14 protein-coding genes and 1 pseudogene are annotated in these 24307 nt (G+C 57.8%); 10 read left to right on the top strand and 5 right to left on the bottom strand.

What is annotated here, in order from left to right:
* Positions 1–97: 97 nt before the first annotated feature.
* Entirely contained in the window at positions 98–1900 is a 1803-nt protein-coding gene (locus IB252_RS19235; RefSeq protein ID WP_192409930.1) for an acyl-CoA dehydrogenase, read from the bottom strand.
* 246 nt (positions 1901–2146) lie between these two features.
* On the bottom strand, positions 2147–6100 hold the full coding sequence (putA, locus tag IB252_RS19240) for a trifunctional transcriptional regulator/proline dehydrogenase/L-glutamate gamma-semialdehyde dehydrogenase (protein WP_192409931.1): 3954 nt from the start codon (positions 6098–6100) through the stop codon (positions 2147–2149).
* A 464-nt stretch (positions 6101–6564) separates the two neighbouring features.
* Between putA and putP the strand changes: the two genes are divergently transcribed.
* The 9 genes and pseudogenes from putP to IB252_RS19285 all read left to right on the top strand — a co-directional run bounded on the left by putP (position 6565) and on the right by IB252_RS19285 (position 18954).
* Positions 6565–8049, top strand: a complete 1485-nt coding sequence (gene putP, locus IB252_RS19245) for a sodium/proline symporter PutP (RefSeq protein WP_192409932.1) — start codon at positions 6565–6567, stop codon at positions 8047–8049.
* Between the two features lie 367 nt (positions 8050–8416).
* Positions 8417–10435, top strand: a complete 2019-nt coding sequence (locus IB252_RS19250; RefSeq protein ID WP_192409933.1) for a type VI secretion system tip protein VgrG — start codon at positions 8417–8419, stop codon at positions 10433–10435.
* A complete protein-coding gene (locus tag IB252_RS19255; protein ID WP_192409934.1) occupies positions 10425–11162 on the top strand; it encodes a DUF4123 domain-containing protein in 738 nt (245 codons plus the stop codon). Before IB252_RS19250 ends, IB252_RS19255 begins: the two co-directional genes overlap by 11 nt.
* Positions 11162–15814, top strand: a pseudogene (locus IB252_RS19260) (RHS repeat-associated core domain-containing protein). Before IB252_RS19255 ends, IB252_RS19260 begins: the two are co-directional and overlap by 1 nt.
* Positions 15811–16128 (top strand): hypothetical protein, encoded by a 318-nt coding sequence (locus tag IB252_RS19265; protein ID WP_192409935.1) that lies wholly within the window; start codon positions 15811–15813, stop codon positions 16126–16128. The pseudogene IB252_RS19260 and the gene IB252_RS19265 overlap by 4 nt, the downstream one beginning before the upstream one ends.
* 497 nt (positions 16129–16625) lie before the next feature.
* On the top strand, positions 16626–16823 hold the full coding sequence (locus tag IB252_RS19270; RefSeq protein ID WP_192409936.1) for a hypothetical protein: 198 nt from the start codon (positions 16626–16628) through the stop codon (positions 16821–16823).
* A complete protein-coding gene (locus tag IB252_RS19275) occupies positions 16823–17239 on the top strand; it encodes a hypothetical protein (RefSeq protein ID WP_192409937.1) in 417 nt (138 codons plus the stop codon). Before IB252_RS19270 ends, IB252_RS19275 begins: the two co-directional genes overlap by 1 nt.
* Positions 17240–18155: 916 nt before the next feature.
* Positions 18156–18479 carry a hypothetical protein gene (locus tag IB252_RS19280; RefSeq protein ID WP_134100045.1) on the top strand — a complete coding sequence of 108 codons (324 nt, stop codon included), beginning with the start codon at positions 18156–18158 and terminating at the stop codon, positions 18477–18479.
* A gap of 145 nt (positions 18480–18624) precedes the next feature.
* Complete coding sequence (locus IB252_RS19285) at positions 18625–18954, top strand: hypothetical protein (protein ID WP_192409938.1); 330 nt, start codon at positions 18625–18627, stop codon at positions 18952–18954.
* Between the two features lie 187 nt (positions 18955–19141).
* On the opposite strand, the gene IB252_RS19290 is transcribed toward IB252_RS19285, so the two are convergent.
* Positions 19142–19555: a hypothetical protein gene (locus IB252_RS19290; RefSeq protein ID WP_192409939.1), complete on the bottom strand. Its 414-nt coding sequence runs from the start codon at positions 19553–19555 to the stop codon at positions 19142–19144.
* Positions 19556–19727: 172 nt separating this feature from the next.
* Between IB252_RS19290 and IB252_RS19295 the strand changes: the two genes are divergently transcribed.
* Positions 19728–20567 carry a 23S rRNA (adenine(2030)-N(6))-methyltransferase RlmJ gene (locus tag IB252_RS19295; RefSeq protein WP_111449325.1) on the top strand — a complete coding sequence of 280 codons (840 nt, stop codon included), beginning with the start codon at positions 19728–19730 and terminating at the stop codon, positions 20565–20567.
* 124 nt (positions 20568–20691) lie between these two features.
* Here the strand turns inward: IB252_RS19295 and msrA are convergent, their stop codons facing one another.
* A complete protein-coding gene (msrA, locus tag IB252_RS19300) occupies positions 20692–21339 on the bottom strand; it encodes a peptide-methionine (S)-S-oxide reductase MsrA (protein WP_192409940.1) in 648 nt (215 codons plus the stop codon).
* Between the two features lie 186 nt (positions 21340–21525).
* A complete protein-coding gene (locus IB252_RS19305; RefSeq protein WP_192409941.1) occupies positions 21526–24222 on the bottom strand; it encodes a putative bifunctional diguanylate cyclase/phosphodiesterase in 2697 nt (898 codons plus the stop codon).
* Between the last annotated feature and the right edge of the window lie 85 nt (positions 24223–24307).

A 24307-nucleotide genomic window follows, 5' to 3' on the forward strand; every position in this document is an offset into this window, starting at 1 on the left:
TGGGAATGCAGCCCGGGACGCTCCGCGTCCCATTGGAACGCGGAGCGTCCCCTGAGGCATTCCCACGCAGAGCGTGGGAACGATCAGTGAGAGGGTGTCAGAACCATTCATCCTGCATCGTCAGGCACACATCATCCCGCGCCTCAAGAATCGCCAGTTCATGGTGGCAACCCGGCACTTCCCACGTCAGGAAATACCGCGCCGCCTGCAGCTTGCCTTTATAGAAGCTCACATCCGCCGCATTCCCTTTGGCCAGCCCTTCCTGCGCGCGAATCGCCTGCTCCAGCCAGCGCCAGCCAATCACCGTGTGCCCGAACACTTTGAGGTACAGCGCCGAGTTCGCCAGGCTGCTATTAACCTTGCCTTGCGCCAAATCCGTCAGCAAACCGATGGTCACCGTTTGCAGGCGCGCCACCAATTTCTCCAGCGGCTCACGCAGCGCGGTTAACGATTCATACGCTTGAGCGCGCTCGGCGGTATCGGCAATCAGGCGGATCAATTGCTTGAGCCCCGCACCACCGTTCTGCGCCAGTTTGCGGCCCAGCAGGTCCAACGATTGAATGCCGTGAGTCCCTTCGTGGATCGGGTTCAGGCGGTTGTCGCGGTAATACTGCTCCACCGGGTATTCGCGGGTGTAGCCATGGCCGCCGAGTATCTGGATCGCCAGTTCGTTGGCCTTCAGGCAAAACTCCGACGGCCAGGATTTGACGATCGGCGTCAGCAAATCCAGCAGTTCGTGGGCCTGTTTGCGCTCGGCTTCAGTCTCAAGGGTTGTGGTGTCGTCAAACAGCCGCGCTGCGTACAGCCCCAGGTCGAACGAACCTTCGACATAGGCTTTCTGAGTCAGCAACATGCGTTTGACGTCGGCGTGCTGAATGATCGCCACCGGAGCGGTGTTCGGGTCCTTGCTGTCCGGCACGCGACCCTGCGGCCGCTCGCGGGCGTATTCCAGGGAATACAGATAACCGGCGTAACCGAGCATCACCGCGCCCATGCCGACGCCGATCCGCGCCTCGTTCATCATCTGGAACATGTAGCTCAAGCCATGATGAGGCTTGCCCACCAGGTAGCCGACACACTCGCCGTTATCGCCGAAGTTCAGCGCGGTGGAGGTGGTGCCGCGCCAGCCCATCTTGTGGAACAGCCCGGCCAGCAACACGTCGTTGCGTTTGCCCAGGCTGCCGTCATCGTTGACCAGAAACTTGGGCACGATGAACAGCGAAATCCCTTTCACACCCGCCGGTGCATCCGGCAACTTGGCCAGCACCATGTGCACGATGTTTTCCGACAACGGGTGATCACCGCCGGAGATGAAGATCTTGTTGCCCTTGAGTCGATACGTGCCGTCAGACGCAGGCTCTGCGCGGGTACGAATATCCGACAGCGACGAGCCGGCATGGGGTTCGGTCAGCGCCATGGTGCCAAAGAAGCGACCATCGATCATCGGTTGCAGGAAGCGTTGTTTTTGCTCCTCGGTGCCGAAACTTTCGATCAGGTTCGCCGCGCCCATGGTCAGGAACGGATAAGAAGTCGACGCCGCGTTGGCCGATTGGAAATGTGCGAAGCAGGCTTGGGACAACAGCGTAGGAAGTTGCATGCCGCCCGCATCGAAACTGCGCGCAGCGTTGAGGAAACCGGCTTCAAGGAAGGCATCCACCGCCGGTTTCACTTCCGGAATCAGAATCGCCTGACCGTCCTCATAGCGCGGCTCATTCTCGTCACCCTTGCGATTGTGCGGGGCGAAGAACTTCTCGGCTATGGTGCGGGCGGTGCCGATGGCGGCGTCGAAGGTCTCGCGGTTGTGCTCGGCGAAACGCTCACGCTGGGTCAGGCCCTCGGCATCAAGGACTTCATACAGCTCGAAAGCCAGATTGCGGGAACTGAGCAACGTCTCGGACATGGCGGCCTACCTTTTTTTGGAATGGACCGAGTCTAGGCGTGGGAATAAAGGCTGAACAGGATGATTGATGAGCGTGATGGTGCGGTGCGGGCACCGCTAATCAAATGTGGGAGCGAGCCTGCTCGCGATAGCGGTATGTCATCCAATACAGATGTCGGATGACATACCGCTATCGCGAGCAGGCTCGCTCCCACAGGGGATATTGCATGCCGGGCGTCCATTGCGGGCGCCCGGTGGTATTGCGGTTTAGCCGATAGTCATCAGACTGGCATTACCACCCGCCGCAGCAGTGTTAACGCTCAACGCCCGCTCGATCACCAGACGCTCCAGCGCGATGTTGGTCTCGCCTTGCGACAAGCCATGAACCCCAACAATCGCGCCGGCACGCTTGGCCACTTGCTGGCAGACCGCACGCAACTGATCGGAATGGCCGTGATGCAGAACCGCATCAAACAGCACTTCGTCCTTGTTCCAGTCGGAAACCAGTTTGATCTTCGCCTGAATGTCCTTCGGCAGACGTGCGAACAACGCCTTGGTCAATTCAGCTTCCGGCCATACCGCCGAACCGCCGACGGCCAATACCGCCGCCAGTTGCGTCAGCAGATCGCCTTCGACTTCCGCCAGGCACAGCACGTGTTCGCGCGGCAGAATGGCGTAGCTGTTGCGTTCGCCGGTCGGGCCCGCCAGAAGACGGGTGATCCCGCTTTGCGATTGCGCCGCGAACTGCACGCACAGGGTGCTCAGCTCGGTGAGCTTGCTGCTGTCGGCCCAGGCTTGCAGGGCCTTCAGCGGTTTGCTCATGGCATCACGCAGACGAACGTCCGGTGCCGCGATGGCATCACCACGAGCGAAGGATTGTTCGATTGCATCGGTAGGACGTGTCGACAACAGACGGTACAGGTACAACGGACCACCGGCTTTCGGACCCGTACCCGACAAGCCTTCGCCACCGAACGGCTGCACGCCGACCACAGCACCGACGATGTTGCGGTTCACGTAGACGTTACCGGCGTTGACGTTGTCGATCACCTTGGCGATGGTCTCGTCGATGCGAGTGTGCACACCCAAGGTCAGGCCGTAACCGGAAGCGTTGATCTGACCGATCAGTTGATCGATGTCTTTGCGCTTGTAGCGAACCACGTGCAGCACCGGACCGAAGATCTCCCGTTGCAGCTCGTCGAAGCTTTCCAGTTCGATCAGCGTCGGCATCACGAAGGTGCCGCGTTTGACTTCTTCGGTGTTGGCGATTGCCACCTGGTACACGCTGCGACCTTTGTCGCGCATGCCCTGGATGTGCTTCTCGATACCGGCCTTGGCTTCGGCGTCGATCACCGGGCCGATGTCCACGGACAGGCGTTCCGGGTTGCCGAGACGGCATTCAGCCATGGCACCTTTGAGCATTTCGATGACACGGTCAGCGGAATCTTCCTGCAAGCACAGCACACGCAGTGCCGAGCAACGTTGACCGGCGCTGTCGAAGGCCGACGACACCACGTCGATCACGACTTGTTCGGTCAGTGCCGAAGAGTCGACGATCATCGCGTTCTGGCCACCGGTTTCGGCGATCAACGGAATCGGACGACCTTGAGCATCCAGGCGACCAGCGACATTGCGTTGCAGCAAACGAGCGACTTCGGTGGAACCGGTGAACATCACGCCTTTAACCCGATCGTCACCGACCAGACGCGCGCCAACGGTTTCTCCACGGCCCGGCAACAGTTGCAGCACGCCTTCCGGAATCCCGGCTTCGAGCAGCAAACGCACGGCTTGAGCAGCCACCAGCGGGGTTTGTTCTGCAGGTTTGGCCAAAACCGGGTTGCCGGCAGCCAGTGCCGCAGCGACTTGGCCGCTGAAGATGGCCAGCGGGAAGTTCCACGGGCTGATGCACACCACTGGGCCCAATGGGCGGTGGGCGTCGTTGGTGAAATCGTTGCGGGCCTGCACCGCGTAGTAACGCAGGAAGTCCACGGCTTCACGCACTTCGGCGATGGCGTTGGCGAAGGTCTTGCCCGCTTCGCGAGCCAGCAGGCCCATCAGCGGCTGGATTTCGCCTTCCATCAAATCAGCGGCACGTTCCAGAATCGCGGCGCGCTCGGCGGGCGGAGTGGCCTGCCAGATCGGTGCAGCGTTCAGGGCGCACTGGATCGCGTTATCGACGTCTTCGACAGTTGCTTCCTGTACGTGGCCAACGATGTCGCGCAGATCCGACGGGTTCAGCACCGGAGCCGGGGTTTCAGTGCTGGAGGCGCAACCGAGCATCGGCGCGGCTTTCCAGTTGTTATGAGCGGTTGCCAGCAGTGCGCAGGACAGCGAAGCCAGACGATGTTCGTTGGCCATGTCGATGCCGCTGGAGTTGGCGCGCTCGGCACCATAAAGATCACGCGGCAGCGGGATACGCGGGTGCGGCAGGCCGAAGCCGCCTTCCAGCGTCGCCATCTGCTCAATGCTGGCCACTGGATCGGCCACCAGCTCCTGAATCGAAATAGATTGGTCGGCGATACGGTTAACGAACGAAGTGTTCGCACCGTTTTCCAGCAGACGACGCACCAGGTACGCCAGCAGTGTTTCGTGAGTACCGACCGGTGCGTACACGCGGCACGGACGGTTCAGCTTGCCTTCGGAAACTTTGCCTACAACCTGTTCGTACAGCGGTTCACCCATGCCGTGCAGGCACTGGAACTCGTACTGACCGGGGTAATAGTTCTGACCGGCGATGTGGTAAATGGCCGACAGGGTGTGGGCGTTGTGCGTGGCGAATTGCGGGTAGATGACTTCCGGCACCGACAGCAGCTTGCGTGCGCAAGCGATGTAGGAAACGTCGGTGTACACCTTGCGGGTGTAGACCGGATAGCCTTCCAGGCCTTCGACCTGGGCGCGCTTGATCTCGCTGTCCCAGTACGCGCCTTTTACCAGACGGATCATCAGGCGATGACGGCTGCGACGAGCCAGGTCGATCACGTAGTCGATCACGTACGGGCAACGCTTTTGATAAGCCTGGATCACGAAACCGATGCCGTTCCAGCCGGTCAGTTGCGGCTCGAAGCACAGGCGCTCCAGCAGATCCAGCGACAGCTCGAGGCGGTCGGCTTCTTCGGCGTCGATGTTCAGGCCGATGTCGTATTGCTTGGCCAGCAGGGTCAGCGACAGCAGGCGTGGGTACAACTCGTCCATCACGCGCTCGTACTGCGCACGGCTGTAACGCGGGTGCAGTGCCGACAGCTTGATGGAAATGCCCGGACCTTCATAAATCCCACGGCCGTGGGACGCTTTGCCGATCGAGTGGATGGCTTGTTCGTACGAGGCCAGGTATTTCTGGGCATCGTGCTCGGTGAGTGCGGCTTCACCCAGCATGTCGTAGGAATAACGGAAGCCTTTGGCTTCGAACTTGCTGGCGTTGGCCAGGGCTTCGGCGATGGTTTCGCCGGTGACGAACTGCTCGCCCATCAGGCGCATGGCCATGTCGACGCCCTTGCGGATCATCGGCTCGCCGCTCTTGCCGATGATGCGGCTCAAGGATGAAGTCAGGCCGGCTTCGTTGTGGGTGGCGACCAGTTTGCCGGTCAGCAGCAAGCCCCACGTGGCGGCGTTGACGAACAACGACGGGCTGTTGCCCAAGTGCGGGTGCCAGTTGCCGGTGCTGATCTTGTCGCGGATCAGTGCGTCGCGGGTGCCTTTGTCCGGGATGCGCAGCAGCGCTTCGGCCAGGCACATCAGTGCCACGCCTTCCTGGGACGACAGGGAAAATTCCTGCAGCAGGCCCTGAACAATCCCGGCACGGCCGCCGGCGCTCTTCTGATTGCGCAGTTTTTCGGCAATCGAGGCGGCGAGCTTGTTGGTGGCTTCGGCCATGGCGATCGGCAGGCGAGCCTGCTCGATCAGCATCGGCACCACTTCCGGCTCAGGGCGACGGTAAGCGGCGGTGATCGAAGCGCGCAGGACCGATTGCGGCAGGATGCTTTCGGCGAACTCGAGGAAGCATTGGTGCGCGTGGTCAGCGTGGACTTCGCCGGCGTCGTCAGCGTCTTTGCTGATCAAACCGCTCAGCTCGGTCAGGGTTGCACCACCCTCGAGTTTTTCCAGGTAATTGAAAATTGCCTGCTTGATCAGCCAGTGCGGCGTGCGATCAATCGAGGTCGCGGCGGCCTTGAGGCGCTCGCGGGTCGGGTCGTCAAGTTTGACCCCAAGGGTGGTGGTAGCCATATTTTTATCCTCATGTTTGCCACGACCGCGTGGCATCAGCTGGCGGCAAGATTAGCCGTGCAACCGTCGAGGTGCAACCGGGTGCAACCCTTTTTTTGTCGGAATAATACGCAGCTCGTCAGGAAATAAATTCCGGTACGGGCGTACCGCTCCTGCTTGGTGCTTTTGCTTCTAGTAAACCGCCAAGACTGCGCTAAAAGGGAGCAAAAACAGGGCTTTTTCAGGTAAATCCGATTAGGTGCAACTTATTCTCGCGAAACTGGTTGCACCTTATTTGCTTTGTTGAATAGCATTCGCGCCCAAGGTGCAACCGGTCACAAAAGACAGGTGCACCGGCTGATGGCTTTCCTGGGGAAACATCAGTCCTAAATGCGCGGGTCCCGAAGTCGTCTGAACAAACGTTGTCGTTTGTCGGCGGTTTCACACTCTGCCGCTACATAAAAACAAAGCCAGGGCATCACTTAATGAGCGTAAGCAATCCAACACTGATCACGTTCGTGATCTACATCGCAGCAATGGTGCTGATCGGCTTCATGGCCTATCGCTCCACCAACAACCTTTCTGACTACATTCTGGGCGGTCGCAGCCTGGGCAGCGTTGTGACTGCATTGTCCGCCGGCGCCTCCGACATGAGCGGCTGGTTGTTGATGGGCCTGCCGGGCGCTATCTACATGTCCGGTCTGTCCGAAAGCTGGATCGCCATCGGTCTGATCATCGGTGCTTACCTGAACTGGCTGTTCGTCGCCGGCCGTCTGCGCGTGCAGACCGAGCACAACGGTGATGCGCTGACCCTGCCGGATTACTTCTCCAGCCGTTTCGAAGACAAAAGCGGCCTGCTGCGGATCATCTCCGCGGTCGTGATCCTGGTGTTCTTCACCATCTACTGCGCTTCCGGCATCGTGGCTGGCGCCCGTCTGTTTGAAAGCACCTTCGGCATGTCCTACGAGACTGCACTGTGGGCCGGTGCTGCGGCGACGATTGCCTACACCTTCGTCGGCGGTTTCCTGGCCGTGAGCTGGACTGACACCGTACAAGCCACCCTGATGATCTTCGCCCTGTTGCTGACGCCGATCATCGTGCTGCTGGCCACCGGCGGCATCGACACCACGTTCCTGGCCATCGAAGCGCAAGACCCAAGCAACTTCGACATGCTGAAAAACACCACCTTCATCGGCATCATCTCGTTGATGGGCTGGGGCCTGGGCTACTTCGGCCAGCCGCACATCCTGGCGCGTTTCATGGCGGCGGATTCGGTCAAGTCGATCGCTAACGCTCGCCGTATCTCCATGACCTGGATGATCCTGTGCCTGGGCGGCACCGTGGCTGTAGGCTTCTTCGGTATTGCCTACTTCTCGGCAAACCCTGCCGTGGCCATGCCAGTGAGCGAAAACCACGAACGTGTGTTCATCGAACTGGCCAAGATCCTGTTCAACCCATGGGTTGCCGGTGTACTGCTGTCGGCCATTCTGGCTGCTGTGATGAGCACCTTGAGCTGCCAATTGCTGGTGTGCTCGAGCGCCCTGACCGAAGACTTCTACAAAACCTTCCTGCGTAAAACCGCTTCCCAGGTCGAGTTGGTCTGGGTCGGCCGTGCCATGGTGCTGCTGGTTGCCTTGATCGCTATCGCTCTGGCCGCTAACCCGGAAAACCGCGTTTTGGGTCTGGTCAGCTACGCCTGGGCTGGTTTCGGTGCTGCTTTCGGTCCGGTTGTCCTGATCTCCGTGATCTGGAAAGACATGACCCGCAACGGCGCACTGGCCGGCATCCTGGTCGGCGCGATCACCGTGATCGTGTGGAAACACTTCGAACTGCTGGGCCTGTACGAAATCATCCCGGGCTTCATCTTCGCCAGCCTGGCGATCTACTTCGTCAGCAAATCGGGCGAGCCTACTAAAGGCATGCTTCAGCGCTTCGCCGCCGCCGAGGCAGATTTCCGCCTGAACAAGTGATCGGGATGAGCTGATGCTCTGACCTTTCGCCGAACATGAAAACGGCCCGCTTCCTGATGGAGGCGGGCCGTTTTTTTTGGGTTGGCGCAGCTATCAATGCATCGAAGTTCCACTGTGGGAGCGAGCCTGCTCGCGATGGCGTCGGGTCAGTCGACATCAATGTTGAATGATCAACCGCCATCGCGAGCAGGCTCGCTCCCACAGGGGATGATGGTGCTTCTGAGGGGAATGTATGTAGTTCCCTGTCCTGTTTTTTGAAGGAAAAATCTCTAAAAAAGTAGGGCAAATCTGATTTTCCTGCCCCTCCATCAACACCCCTTGTCGCTCATGCAGAATCGCCCGCCTTCATTCTGCTGAGACACATCGGATGTTCGCTCCTGCCAATCAACCGCGCTTCACGTTGACGATCGACGGCGTCCAGAATGAGCTCAAGGTGCTTGAGTTCACAGGTACGGAAGCCATCAGCCAGCCCTACCGTTTTGACCTGGAACTGGTCAGCGAACGGCCGGACATCGAACTCGAAAGCCTCCTGCATCGTCAGGCATTTCTGAGTTTTGATGCGCAGGGTTCCGGCATTCATGGTCAGATTTTTCGCGTTGGCCAAAGCGATTCCGGGCAACGTCTGACGGGCTACCAAATCAGCCTCGTGCCGCGTCTGGCCTACCTCGGTCAGCGCATCAATCAGCGGATCTTCCAGCACAAAAGCGTGCCGGCGATCGTCGCGCAAATTCTCAAAGACCACGGCATCCAGCGCGATGCCTTCGAGTTCCGGCTCGGCAGCGACTACCCTGCGCGCGAGTACTGCGTGCAATACGCCGAAAGCGATCTGGCGTTCATCCAGCGGCTGTGTGCCGAGCTCGGCATTCACTACCACTTTCAGCACAGCCCCGACGGGCACCTGTTGGTGTTTGGCGATGACCAGACGGTTTTCCCTCGTCTTCCTGAACCGACGCTCTACCTGCCAGGCAGCGGAATGGCGGCGGATGCGCCGGCCATCAAACGTTTCAACGTGCGCCTGGAAACCCGGACGACAGCGGTAACCCGTCGCGACTACGACTTCAAAAAACCTCGCCTGCAACTTGAAAGCCGCCTCGACAGTGAGCTGCGACCGGTGCTCGAGGATTACCACTTCCCGGGCCAATTCACCGACCGCGAACACGGCAAGCATCTGGCCCAACGAGCCCTCGAACGCCACAACGCCGACTTCCGTCAGGCCGAAGGTCGTGGTGACGAATCGGCTTTGGTCAGCGGGCATTTCCTACACCTGGCCGAGCATCCGCGTCAGGCATGGAATGACCTGTGGTTGATCACCGAAATCGAACACCGTGGCCGCCAGCCGCAAGTGCTGGAAGAGTCGGTTACCAGCGACGGCCCGGATGATTTCCAGGGCTATCGCAATACCTTTCTGGCAACACCGTGGGACGTTTCGTTTCGCCCTCCACTTGGGCCAGAAAAACCACGCATGCTCGGCTATCAACCTGCCGTGGTCACCGGCCCGACCGACAGTGAAATCCATTGCGACGAGTTCGGTCGGGTCAAGGTTCAGCTGGCTTGGGACCGTGACGGTCAGCTCGATGAACACTCCAGTTGCTGGCTGCGCGTCGCCACCGGCTGGGCGCACGACCGTTATGGCAGCGTGATGATCCCGCGGGTCGGTATGGAAGTGCTGGTGGGATTCGTCGACGCCGATGCCGACAAACCGCTGGTGATGGGTTGCCTGCCCAACGCCGCAACCCCGGTGCCGCTTGATCTGCCCGCCGACAAAACCCGCAGCATTTTCCGCAGCCAGAGCAGTCCCGGTGGCGGCGGTTACAACGAATTGCGCATCGAGGATCGCAAGGGCGCCGAGGAAATCTACCTGCGCGCCCAGCGAAACTGGACTCAGCACGTACTGAATGATCAACAGGTGCAGGTCGATAACACCCGCAGCATCGTCGTCACCGGCACCGCTCGCCATGAGCTGAAAGCCGACGAGCAGCGCATCACCCATGGCCAGCGCCAGACCGAAGTGAAGCTGGATGATCACCTGGTGGTGGTCGGTGACCGACACATTCGGGTGACCAGCCAGGCGCTGAATGCCAGTCAGCAATTCCATGTCAGCGCCGGTCAGCAAGTGGTCATCGACGGCGGGGCCAGCGCGACGATTCAGGCGGGCGGGCAGTGGATCAACATCGGTCCCGGCGGGATTTTCAGCAGCGTGCCAATTCAGGTCGGTGGCGGGTTGATGCCGTCGATGGCCGCTGCGCCCGTGTCGCCGGATACGCCATTGAAACTCGTCGCCGCCCCGGCCGCTCTGCTGAGCGCCGCACAGATCATGAGCCTGCAAAGCGATGCGCCATTCTGCGAAGAATGCGAGCGCTGCAAGGATGGTGTCTGTGCAGCCTGATCACTTGTCACCTCTCGACTGGCTGGATCGCCAACCACTCAAACCTTCCGAGCGGTTGTTCGCGGTTTTCAGCAGTGCGAGCGCCGCTGAACCGTTTAAAGCCTGGCAGCGTTCGATCTCCGCTCAAGCACCCAGTCCGATCTGGGCTGACACCGCTTACGCCGAGTGGGAACCGGTAATGCCCTATGTCGGAATCGTCGCTGCTGGCAGTGAGTTTTTGGAATGGGTTGCCAATACCGAGTCTCGTGATTGGGGTTGGCTGGCGGTTTCTTCTGCCCCTCAGGAGGTGTTGGTCGAGCATCTTCGCAGCCTCACTCAAGTCCTTTTGCCCAACGGTAACGCGGTGTTTTTCCGCTTTTGGGACGGGCGTTATTTGCTGTCGATTCTTCGGTCTGCCGAGGTTGACGCTACGCAGCTGCTGCCGGTGATCGGGCGTTGTTTGATCAATGGCCAATCGGTCGAAATTGGTGGTAGTGCGCTGAAAGCTTCTCGTGTTTTTCCATGGTGGGAAGTTTCCGAATCGCTGCTCAAACACCTCGCAGAAGAGTCCGCAACAACCCGCATCAGCAACTTGCTGAAGTGGTTGAGCGAGGAACGTCCTGATCTTTTTGAGGCGTTTTCCGAAAGCGTTTTGCGCCACAAGGTCGCGATCTTTCTTGAAACACCGGACCTGCCTCAGGCACCCAAAACAGCCTTGGTGGACTACCTGATGGCGGAGCTGAACTGATGGACCAGATCGTACGGATCGAGCAGGAGCTCGACAGTTTCCCAAACACCCTTTCTCTTTATCGCGAACAGTTAAAGCACTGGTTCAATCGGACGGCGGACAAGGCCAGTCACGCGGCTGATTTGCCTTCGCTAATGGGCATGGAACGGATCATTCGATTCGGCAGCACCAGCACCGCGGTGAGCAGTGGCGACGACGATTTTCTCTCCTCCGTCGTGCAATGCCCAAAGGGTGGAACGCTAGAGATAGAGAGCAAGTTTGAATCGGTTTATGACATCCCTGTGGGGAATATTCAGGTCGATGTGATTGCCAGTGAGGGCGGCGAGAAGACGCTGGTCACACTCGATAAAAACGGCAAGGGAACGTTCACCGGTACACCCGGCAAGTTCTACCGCGTTCATGTTCACCACGAAGTCACGCCGCAGCAAGTTGAAGATCTTTTCTCTTCCTACAACGGCCTGACGAAAGAACTTGAAAAATGGCTGCGTGATGAATGGAAGACATTCAAGCCGAAGTGGTCGGAATCTTCTGCGGTTGCTGTAGGCAATGGAATGCTCGCGGGAAGTTGGGCGGCAATCGAGGGCGTGTGGGACGGCATCGGCCTGCTTTCGGAGATCCTCAAGGATCCCGGGAAGTTTGGTGAGCGGTTGGGCGAGAGCGCCGCAGAGCTGAAGAAACTCGCGCAAACCGCTCCCGATGTCATGGAAAAAGCCCAACTGCTGGCCAGTGACGAAGCGGCGCTGTGCCTGCTGTTGCGCACCGCCAGCCTCTGGTTGGACATGCTGCCGCCCGGCGAGATTGCCGGTAAAACTGCCGAAGCCGTGTCGACGGTAATAGTGCAGTTGCTCATCGACATTCTGATCGGGGTTGTCCTGACTTTCGCCGGTGCCGGTGCGGGCATTGCCTATCTGGGGATGCGCCTTGCGAACTATGGCGCGCGGATCGTTGACGCTGTTCAGGGCTTCGTCAAAGCGATTTTCAGCATCATCAACAGCTTCACTACCTACGTCGACCGCTACAAAAAAGTCGCCGCACGCGGTGTTGCTGCGGGTATGAAAAAAGGGCGCATGCAACTGCGCTGGGATGCCAAGCGCAACACCACGCTGAAAAAAGACGAACACCACGACGACGCCCCGAATTAGGCGAAAAACCCCAACGGCGACAGCGCCGATTCCGTTGATAAAACCGCCACCAACAAATGTCCGGTGTCGATGGTCACCGGCGAAGAACTGCTGACCCTCACCGACGGCTTGCTGGACGGCATCCTGCCGTTCGACTTCACCCGGCTCTATCGCACCAGTGCCGCTGAAATCGATGACGGCCTCGGCTTCGGCTGGAGCCATTCGCTGTCTCATCGACTGGAAATCGATGGCGACACCGTCATCTGGATCGACCACGAAAACCGGCGCACCACCTTCCCGTTGCCAACCAGCGAACGCCCGGCGATCCACAACAGCCTGTCGCGGGCGGCAATTTATCTGGGCGATGAACCCGAAGAACTGATCCTTGCCCAGGCGGGTGACGACGCACGGTTCTATCACTTTCATAACGGTCGGCTGACGACCATCAGCGACGCTTATGACAACCGCCTGCGCATCACCCGCGACCGGCAAGACCGCATCAAACGCCTCGACAACGGCGCTGGCCGCGCCTTGCGATTGCGCTATGACCGCAGCCATTTGGTCGCCGTCGACTATCAGGTTTTTGTCCCGGCCCAAACCCTCGACGAGGCTTGGCACACCGAGCAGACGTTGGTCAGTTACAGCTACGACGAACGCGATCAACTGATCGAAGCCACCAACGCCGCTGGCGAAAGCGAGCGCTACGACTACGACGATCAGCACGTCATCCTGCAACGGCAGTTGGCCGGTGGGGCGAGTTTCTTCTGGGAGTGGGAACGGTCCGGCAAGGCCGCCCGATGCATCCGCCACTGGGCGTCGTTTGCGCAGATGGACGCGCGTTACGTCTGGGATGACGAGGGCAGTGTCACCGTTCAGAACATCGATGGCAGCGAAGAGGTTTACGTCCACGACGACCGGGCGCGGCTGGTGCGCAAGGTCGAACTGGACGGTGGCGAGCACCTCAAGGCCTACGACGACAACGGTCGGTTGCTGGCCGAGCAGGACCCGCTCGGCGCCGTCACCGAATACCGTTACGACGAAGTCGGACGCCTTATCGCGCTGATTCCGCCGGACGACGAACCGACGGCCTACGAGTATCGCAACGGTTTCCTGCACGCACGGTATCGCGGCCAAGCGGTGTGGAAATATCAGCGCAATGCCCAGGGCGACATCACCGAAGCGACCGACCCCCACGGTCAGGTCACCCACTATCACTACGATGACAAAGGGCAACTGCTGTCGATCCGCTACCCGGACACCAGTCGGCATGTGTTCGTCTGGAACGCCCTGGGGCAACTGCTCGAAGAAACCTTACCGGACGGCGGTCAGCGGCGGTTTTCCTACGATGTATTGGGGCGGCAGATTACCCGTCAGGACGAACACGGCGCCGTCACCCAGTACCAATGGGATGCCGTCGGTCGACTGATCCAGACCACGCTTCCTACCGGCGCCAGCCGCGCGTTCAGCTACAACGCCTACGGCAAGATCACCGCCGAACGCGATGAACTGGGTCGCGTCACCCGTTACGAATACGTCGACGACCTGCACCTGGTCAGCCGCCGCCTCAATCCCGACGGCACCCAGCTGCAATACCGCTACGACAACGCCCAGCTGTTACTCACGGAAATCGAAAACGAATCCGGCGAAAAATATCGCCTGGACTACACGCCCAACGGCTTGATCCGACAGGAAACCGGATTCGACGGCCAACGCACGGCGTACACCTACGACCTCAATGGCCAGCTGCTGGAGAAAACCGAGTTCGGCGAGGACGGCTCGCAGCTGATGACCGCTTACGAGCGGGACTCGGCCGGGCGCCTGCGGGTCAAAACCCTGCCCGACGGCATCCAGGTTGAATACCGCTACGACAGCCTCGGCCGGTTGGTCAGCGTCGACGACGGCCACGACCACCCGCTGGAGTTCGAATACGACCCGCAGGATCGGCTGATCACCGAGCATCAGGGCTGGGGCACCTTGCGCTACGGCTACGACGCCTGCGGCCAGCTCAATCGCTTGCGCCTGCCGGACGGCAGCAAACTCGATTACCACCACGCCAAGGGCGGCGCGCTGACGGCGATCGACCTCAACGGCGCGCGGCTCACCACTCACCAATTCGCCTTCGGCCGCGAACAGCAACGCCAGCAGGGGCAACTGCTCAGCGAATATGCCTACGACGATCAGGGCCGATTGAAGGCCCACGCTGTCAGTCAACAGCACCAACCGCTGTATCGCCGCGACTATGCCTACAGCCCCAACGGCAATCTCGACAGCATCGCCGACACCCGTCACGGCCAACGCAACTACATCTACGACCCGCTCAACCGCCTGACCCGCGTCCGCCACACCCGCGATCAACAACCGGAAAGCTTCGCCCACGACCCGGCGGGCAACCTGCTGATGCAGGATCGTCCAGGCCCGACCACCGTCAAAGGCAACCGCCTGCTGATGCAAGGCGACCGCCACTACGACTACGACGCCTTTGGCAACCTGATCCGCGAGCGCCGCGGCACCGCGCAAAAACTCGTCACCGAATACCGCTACGACTGCCAGCACCGCCTCATCGGCGTCACGACCCCGGACGGCCACAGCGCCAGCTACCGCTACGACGCCTTCGGCCGCCGTATCAGCAAAACCGTCGACGGCAAAACCACCGAGTTCTTCTGGCAAGGCGACCACCTCATCGCCGAAAGCAGCCGCGAGCATTACCGCAGCTACCTCTACGAACCCGGCAGCTTCCGCCCACTGGCCATTCTCGACGGCAAAGGCCCGCGCAAGGCCTGCCCGTTTTACTACCAGCTCGATCACCTCGGTACGCCGCAAGAACTCACGGATTACAGCGGCGAAATCGTCTGGTCGGCGAAGTACAACGCCTACGGCAAGGTCACTCGCCTCGCGTTCGGTGGGGGAGAGCAGCTCGAGCAACCGTTGCGGTTTCAGGGGCAGTACTTCGACGCTGAGAGTGGTCTGCATTACAACCGGCATCGCTACTACAATCCGGATATTGGTCGGTACCTGACGCCAGATCCGATCAAGTTGGCGGGCGGGCTGAACCAGTACCAGTACACGCCGAATCCGACGGGGTGGGTTGATCCGTTGGGGTTGAGCGGGAATTGCCCGCCACCGAATAAGCCTGGGTGTAAGGCGCCGGATGATACGACTGGCGCTAGGATGGATGAGGGTGAGCCGGCGCTGCCTAACGCGCGCACTCACTTTCCTGAAGATCCAAACGAGCTTACAGAAGCGTTAGGGGTCCAGCCCAAAGTTTCAAAAACACAACATGGAAGTCTGAGAATGGTGTGGCGACCTAATTCGGATACAATTATTAGATTTGAAAGTCATCCTGGAGATGTCGGGAAATTTAACGCGAGACACCATGGTGAGCACTATCATTTGGAACTAAAACCCAGTCACTTAAGTTGGAGTCAGGCGGATAAGAAGAAGGCTGTGGTGAAAGTAAAGCCTGACGGATATAAGCTCGGCCATGGAACTGGCTTCATTGCGGGTGAAAAACACCCAGGTACTTCAAAATGACGGAATTTCCAGTTTCAGACGGCACCATTGAAAAGATAATGTGTGAGCGTGAGCGCATTTTTTTAGAGTTTTTGGATTGGCGGGAAGAGCGTTGGATAATTACTTTTGAAAATGTTCTAGGTTTCAAGTCTGTTGGCGCGGTAGGGGTGGAGGTGTCTGAAATGCTTGTGAGAGATGTCACTTCCTTGTCCCAGGAGTTGATTTTAATTGATCCTTCGGACGTAGGGATTAATTACTGCTTTACTAGTGCTCGCGATTGCAATGTTATTCTGACAATAGTAGCTAGCGGATACACTGCTGAGAAATATTCATGAGGCCTATTCGAGAGAGTAAATAAGTCCGTCCCCTTTTTAGCAGTGAATATGTGAATCTTGGAGAAGTAGAGAGGGTTTCTGGCTCTATGTCAAATCTCTACTTTAAGTGTAAAGTTAATTGGTAGTGTTGAGCTATTGATTTTGATGAGTTGTCAATAAAGGGGGGCGGATTTATTTTTTATGCCGGTTTCGAAGGTATTGTTAGTAAGAGCAATAAATCCTTCCTCTTTTTGCTTTTTAGTATTTTATTTTGTTCCGTTATGGTCGGTTTTTGAAAAATGGCGTTATTAATATCTATTAAAAAATGGATTTCTATGCTGCGAGCTACGTATAAGAATCGGGCGGAGAGCTCGGATTCTGCTGTTCAGCAAAAATCCACTAGCTGCGAACTTCATGGTGAAAGCAAGAGGTGGAGAGCCGTTCCAAGCTCTAGGTTTATAAGCTATAGAGCACAGCTGAATGCTTATAATGAAGCGATGACAAGGGAGACTAGAAAAATGTCTCGTTTTACTGGGGAGGATAGAAAAGGAAATTTGGTAGTAAGAATGGAGGCTGAAAATGTAGGTCAGGGATATGAGCCTAATCCTTTAGATCCAGAAAATCCGCGTTTTATTCCTCAGATGAATGCCTTTGAGATGAAATTCGACTTTGAGACATTGCAGCCTATAGCGCTTTATCCTATAGAGAAAATCTAATGCTGATGCATCCGTATCTGAATGTTCAATATAATCCAAGCGTAGAGCACTTTCTTGGTGGGTTCGATATATATGATCGCGAGGAGAGTCTTGGGGTTGAATTGTCGGCGTACGATCCTGAGTGTCCTTCAGATAGAGAATTTTTAATATCCCGGTTTATTGTCAAGCGCTTCGCTGCGTTGAGTTATCGACACAAGTTTGTTTTGTTTTTTGTGTTGAGAGAGGCTCTTGATGGTGACTCAAGTGTGTTTGCTGAAATTTTGGAGCATGATTCGAGGTCTCATTCCTCGCTTCCTCTTGGGTGGAATGAAATGAAAGATCCAAAAGCGTTTTTTGAGGATGTGTACGTCAAATTGTCCGAAGCGTGGGTTGATGATCTGTATAAAGCGAGTCAGGAGGACTTTTCAACTTGGTGAAGGCTAGTACTTAAACTAAGGCTCAGGATGCAGAATAATGAGTGCTAGATTTTCCGCGTTATTCCAATTCCTTGCTCAACAAATAAATCCGTACCATTTATGTTGATGAGTGATATTTGACGGACTGCTGCTTTGAAGATAGTGAAATCTACTCGATTTGATGATGTCGACTACGATGTTGGATATGCGTACCGCGGTTATAACTACGACATACAGAACGAAGAGGATGTGTTTCTGATCAGACTTTACGATGACGGACCCGGACAGGCAATGGTAGTAAGTCCGACTACGATGTCTAAAAACGGTAACCTTAGAAAGCTTGTTGAGTTCTTACAGGCCGAGTTAGGAGTTTCCAAGATTTGTCTCTACAAGGGCGATTTTGGGAGCTACACCGAGATCGATCTTGATAGCTTGGCATTCTGCTCCGTCTGAAGTCGGCGGTAAGAGAGTGGCAGGCGTTTTTACACACTCTGGGCCGAATTCTGTCGCTACTGAGCGGCAGCTATAGGTGGTGGATTCACAGGCGGCGAAATCAAGCCCAGCTTCAGTGAAGCCTTTTGCCACGTTTGCTTTTTTGAGCGAAATTTCTGGGCAAGATCGTCGGAAGTTTCCTTCAAACCATATCGGTTTCCATGAACTGGTGCGAAGTGAGATCCATGGATAGTCTTTGGCTGTCGCTGCAAATGCAGTGGCAGGGTGTAGGAACCCTTGGAAATTCACCGCGCGTCAGCGCTGTCGTTTGATTGCGGCACTTTATTCGTGTCCGTAAGATCGTTCGCGGCGGCTGTGCGTGGGACACGCTTCGGCGTGGCTGAGTTTGGTGGATCCTCAGTTTCCTACTCCCGCGCACGGCTGCCACCCAAGCCCGTAGGAAAGGCCGTTGGTAGCTTGAATTTATCCACCAAGGTCTCAAAAAATGAAAACACTTCACCCCGATCCACCCTACGTAAAACCAACCCCCCATCCCCAAAGCCGTTTCATGGCGCTCACCAGCAATTGCGACGACATGCCGACCCTGTTCGTCGACACCCAAGCGCCGCTGGATGTTTTGTATGACGCGGCCAACTACCGAATTCGGGCCGTCACCCAAGTGATGGAGAACTTGTCCATGCGCGGTTCGATCGAGTGTCAGTCCTTCATTCTTAGTGATTTTGCTTTGCTCTGTGCCATTCCGTTGCGGGATGGGTGTGATGTGCTGGATGTGTTAGGGCGACGATTGAAGGCTCGGTCTTCGGAGTAGGGCTGCTGAAAGATCGTTCCCACGCTCTGCGTGGGAATGCAGCCCGTGACGCTCTGCGTCACATCGGTGTCAGGCCCGAATCGGCAGTGTGGCTGGAACGCAGAGCGGCGCGTTAAAAGCGTTTCCTGAAAACAAGAGGGCAGGTATGTCGGGTCAACAGCTAACACGGGAATTAATCGAAGAATGGGCCTACAGCGATATCATCATCGATGCCTATGAAAGTGGCGATGATGGCGATGCAGCACGCTTTGAAATCGCAGTTTTTCAGTTTTTCGGCGTCAAGGGTCTGCTGGATTTTGCCGCCGATCCTGCCTGTCTGGCACGGCTATATTTTGTAGGCTTGCTGGCAAAGACGTTTCTGTGGATGTTTAGAAATAACGCGGGTCTACCTTTTTATTTTCTCTCGTTTTCTTGGAATTATGTCGAGAGAAGACTATCGGCGTATGAACGAGGAGCGGGAGGAGAAGATTTATGAAATCTGTCTTGTCCTGGACAGTATGCGATCCATCAAGGACCCCGCGATTCAGTCGCTCTATAAGCCGATACTTGATTTCAGGCATGACCAAGTCAGCAGTAGCGCTGAGTTTTATTATCGGTGTTTGAAAAATCTGGATCTCAGTCTGTTCAGCACTAATCTGATCTGAATGGTGGGTTTCAGAAGCTTATTCGGTGATGAATTGATCCTGGGTCTTGATAAAGGCGTCAAACGCCGGCGAGTTGTAAACGCTCAAGCATCCATGCATTACCAGCTTCTTGTCCGTGTATTTGCTGACAGATGAGGTGTTGTCATAAGCATTAAATACGTAGATTCGGGTATTCATGTAAGGGTCATGTGTGACCTTCAAGGTGTCTTCATCCTGAACCACGGTATGCATGCCGTTACCCATGAACGAGTAAGCACCCGCCGATCGCCCGATATCCGCTTCTAACTCGGACTTCTCTTTAAAGTGCTTGAGAATGCAATGGCTAAGCCCGTAATTTTTTAAGGATTGGCGCGCCTCCGCCATGTGCGACTCGTCAGCAAAAACGTGGCTTGCCGACAGTAAATAAACAAGCGCCGACCATAGAATACGCATCGGTTTTTTGATTCCCTGTCATTGGTTGGGGTGAGTGTGTCGCTCGGTGTGTCGGGAGTATGTGCCGGTCGCACGCGCCCTCGCCAGCGGGTTTTCGTCTGCCCGCTCGGCTGTGAGGCCCTGACGTTCGCCTCGCTTCAAGGTAAACTTCCCGCCCTTCGCAGGAGCAGCCATGAATTATCGTCACGCCTTCCATGCCGGCAATCACGCCGATGTGTTCAAACACCTGACTTTGACCCGCATCATCGCTTTGATGTCGCGCAAGGAGCAGCCGTTTGCCTATCTCGACACTCACGCCGGCATTGGTCTGTATGACCTGCAGGGTGATCAGGCGAGCCGTACCGGTGAGTACCTGGAAGGTATTGCGCGTTTGTGGGATCAGCCGGATCTGCCGGCGTTGACCGCTGATTACATGAAGGTGCTGCACGACATGAACCCGGATGGTCAGTTGCGCTATTACCCGGGGTCGCCGGAGTTGGCGCGGCGGCTGACGCGGCCGCAGGATCGGGTGATGCTCAATGAGAAGCACCCCGAGGACGGCTTGCTGCTCAAGGACAACATGGCGGGCGACCGTCGGGTGAAGGTGCATCTGGGTGAAGGCTGGCATGTGCCGCGTGCGATGTTGCCAGTGCAGGAGAAGCGGGCGGTGATGTTGATTGATCCGCCGTTCGAGCAGCTGGATGAGATGCAGCGCTGTGCGGCGTCGCTGAAAGAGGCGATTGGCCGGATGCGCCAAACGGTGGCGGCGATCTGGTACCCGGTGAAGGACCAGCGCCTGTTGCGTCGTTTTTATCAGGACCTGGCGGGTACGGGCGCGCCGAAGTTGCTGCGGGTCGAGTTGCTGGTGCATCCGCTGGATACGCCGAACAGCCTGAACGGTTCGGGGTTGGCGATTGCGAATCCGCCGTGGGGGCTGGAAGAGGAATTGCGTGAGTTGCTGCCGTGGTTGTCCAAGAAGTTGGGGCAGACCCAGGGTGGGTGGCAGATGGATTGGTTGATCGCTGAGAGTTGACCAGTGATCGTTCCCACGCTCTGTGTGGGAATGCAGCCCGGGACGCTCCGCGTCCCTGCCGAAGCGGACGCAGAGCGTCCCTTGAGGCATTCCCACGCAGAGCGTGGGAACGATCAGTGCGGTGTCAGATCGGGCAAGTCACGCCGGTACCGCCAATCCCGCAATACCCTTCAGGGTTTTTCGCCAGGTATTGCTGGTGGTAAGCCTCGGCAAAGTAGAACGTCGGGGCTTCGTCGATTTCAGTGGTGATGGTGCCTTTCCCAGCCTTGGTCAACTCCGCCTGGAACACCTGCTTGCTGTGTTCGGCCGCCGCCAGTTGAGTCGGGTTGGTGGCGTAGATCACCGAGCGGTACTGAGTACCGATGTCATTGCCCTGGCGCATGCCCTGAGTCGGGTTGTGCAGTTCCCAGAACATTTTCAGCAGCTCTTCGTAGCTGACTTTCGCCGGCTCGTAGACCACCAGTACCACTTCGCTATGGCCGGTCAGGCCCGAGCAGACTTCTTCATACGTCGGGTTCGGCGTAAAGCCGCCAGCGTAGCCCACCGCCGTACTGACCACGCCTTCGCGCTGCCAGAACTTGCGCTCTGCGCCCCAGAAGCAGCCGAGGCCGAAGATCGCGAAATCCACGTCCATCGCGAACGGGCCGAGCAGCGGGGCGTCGTGGACGAAGTGTTTTTCCGGCACGGTCATTGGGGTTTCACGGCCGGGCAGAGCTTGTTCTTTAGTCGGGAGCACGTTTTTGTTCACCAGAATTTCCGAGCGCAGAACCATGATCAGTCCTCTCAGTCAGGTTTGAATGTAGAAAGTCAGACCGCCAGTTTGCCCAATGATGCCAAGTTAATCACTACCCAAAATGTGGGAGTGAGCCTGCTCGCGATGGCGTCGTGGCAGTCTGCATCGTTGTCGCTGATACACCGCTATCGCGAGCAGGCTCGCTCCCACAGGGAGACTGCAGTGTTATAGAGATAGCGGGCCACGCGGGTAGCGCTTGAGCTTTTCGATCAGCTCTACGCCGGGGATCGGTCGGTCGAACAGGTAACCCTGGCCGACGTCGCAGCGGTGACGGCGCAGGAAAGCCAACTGCTCGGCGGTTTCGATGCCTTCAGCCACGACCTTGAGTTTCAGGTTGTGGGCCATGGCGATCACTGCGGAGGTGATTTCCATGTCGTCCTGGTTGTCCGGGATTTCGTGGATGAAGCTTCGATCAATCTTGATGATGTCGATCGGGAATTTTTTCAGGTAGCTGAGCGACGAGTAACCGGTGCCGAAGTCATCCATGGCCAGGGTCAGGCCCAGGCGCTTGAGCTGATCGAGCTGCAAGTGGGTGTCTTCGGTGGCTTCCAGCAGCAGGCCTTCGGTGAGTTCGAGTTCCAGCAGGTTTGCCGGTAGCGCTTCTTCTTTGAGGATGTTGGCGATGGACGACACCAGGTCCGGATCGGAGAACTGCTTGGGCGACAGGTTGATCGCCACCTGAAGATTGCCCAGGCCAGCGGCGGTCAGGTCTTTGCTCATGCGGCACGCCTGGCGGGCGACCCATTTGCCGATGGGAATGATCAGGCCGGTTTCTTCGGCGACGCTGATGAACTGGTCCGGGCGGATCATGCCTTTTTCCGGATGGTTCCAGCGCAGCAGCGCTTCCATCCCCAACAGACGACCGCTGCGCAGGCAGAGCTTGGGCTGGTAGAACACGTCCAGCTCGTTCTGGGTCAGGGCGCGGCGCAGGTTGTTTTCGACGAACAATTTGTAACTGGCTTCGGCGTTCAGCGCTTCGGTGAACACCTGAACCTGATGTTTCCCGTTGGCTTTGGCCTTGTGCAGGGCGAGGCCGGCGTTGCGCATCAGGGTTTGCGGGTCGCGACCGTGCAGCGGCGCGCAGGCCAGGCCTACGGAGCCGGTGACGCTGATCAGCTGGTTGTCGACGAACATCGGTTTGTCGAGGGTCGCCAGCAATTGATTGGCAATTTGTTGGCCCGCCCGCAGGTCGGTGTCGTCCAGCAGCACGGCGAATTCATTACTGGCGAACCGCGCCAGACTGCCGCTCGGGCTCAGGCTGTTGCGCAGGCGTCGGGCCAGGCTGATCAACAGTTTGTCGCCGGTCTGGTGGCCGAGGCTGTCGTTGATCCGCTTGAAGTTGTCGATGTCCACCAGCAACAAGCTGATGGGGGTATCGCTGTCTCGGGCGAAACGTTCATCGAGGTTGCGGATGAAGGCCGGGCGGTTGCCGAGGTTGGTCAGGTTATCGGTGTAAGCCAGACGCTCGATGCGCTGCTGGGCGAGCTTGGTCTGGGTGATGTCTTCGTAGATGCCGATGTAATGCGTCAGCTCACGGTTGTCGCCGTAAACCTTGGAAATCGACAACTGGCCCCAGTAGGGTTCGAGGTTTTTACGGCGGCTTTTGAACTCACCCTGCCAGCTGTTGCTCTTGGCCAGCGCCGAGGGCGCGTCGAACAGCAGCTCGCTGAGGTTTTCCAGTGCCGGCAGTTCCGACAGCCGCTGGCCGTGGACTTCTTCGGTGGTGTACTGGGTAATCGCCGTGAAACTCGGGTTGACGTATTCCACCACACCGTCGCAATTGACCAGCAAAAAGGCGTTGGCGCTTTGCTCGACCGCACGCTGGAACAGGTGCAGGGCGCTGGTGGCGGTGCGGCGGTTGTGGTTGTTGATGACTTGGGCAAACTGATCCGCCAACTCACCGGCAAAAGCAATTTCGTCCGATTGCCAGGCGCGGGTCGTACCGGTCTGTTCCAGGCAGAGTACGCCGACCACTTGGCCGTCGACGCGGATGCTGGCGTCGAGCATGGCGTTCACATCACGCGAGCGCAGGTGTTCGGCCATTTCCCGGGTGCGCGGGTCGCACATGGCGTTGTGGGCGTCGATGGCGCGGCCGGTGTGCAAGGCGTCCAGGTAATCAGGGAAGAGACTGACGTCAATCGGCTCCGGCAGCAGGTATTCCTGGCTGGCGCGGTGATAGGCCGAAATCGGCACGAGCTGTGAACCTTCGAGGTTCCACAGGCTGGCGCAGTCGATTTCGTAAATGTCGCAGGCACTGCGAGTGATCAGTTCGGCGGCTTCTTTCAGGGAGTTGTTGCTGCTATAGCGCTGACGGGTCAGCAGCAGGATCAAGTCTTGCTGGGCGCGCACCCGGTCCAGGTGCAGAAGCTGTTCCTGCTGGGCGCGCTGATTGAGTTCCAGGGCGATTTGCAGGCGAGAGTTCTGGGTTTCGAGGTCCAGGGACGGCAACAGTTGCTCGCCCTCGAACAGGCCGTCGACCACCAGCAGGTAGCCGCGCAGCAGGTGTCGATTGTGTTGTTTGTAGGCTTCGCCCAGTTCCAGCAGGTTCAAGGGGCCTGCGGCGGTGTGCAGGGTGTAGCGGATCAGGTAATGCGGGGCTTGGGTGAGTTGCTGCTGAACCGCGTCATGCAGCTGATAACGCGCTTCGGGCTCCATCAGGCTGGCGTAGGGCGAGCCGACCAGAGCACAGAGCTCCACCGCCGGCAGGCCGAACTGTCGTTCGCAATTGGGATCGAGAAACAGCAGCGCCCAGCTCGCTTCATTCAGCCGTTCGAAACGCAGCATGCCAAGCCGCGAGGGCACAGGCAACTGCGTCACTACCTCGGCCACCATACGGCTGGCGGCATCGGGTTGGCTCTTCATATGGAGGGAAACTCGCTTCGAATAGGCTGAACGCGCCGGGCTCTCGCCCTTTTTACTGTGACCTGCGGCAAGGTTGCATCATTGC

The sequence above is a fragment of the Pseudomonas sp. PDM10 genome, assembly GCF_014852295.1.
Lineage (GTDB): Bacteria > Pseudomonadota > Gammaproteobacteria > Pseudomonadales > Pseudomonadaceae > Aquipseudomonas.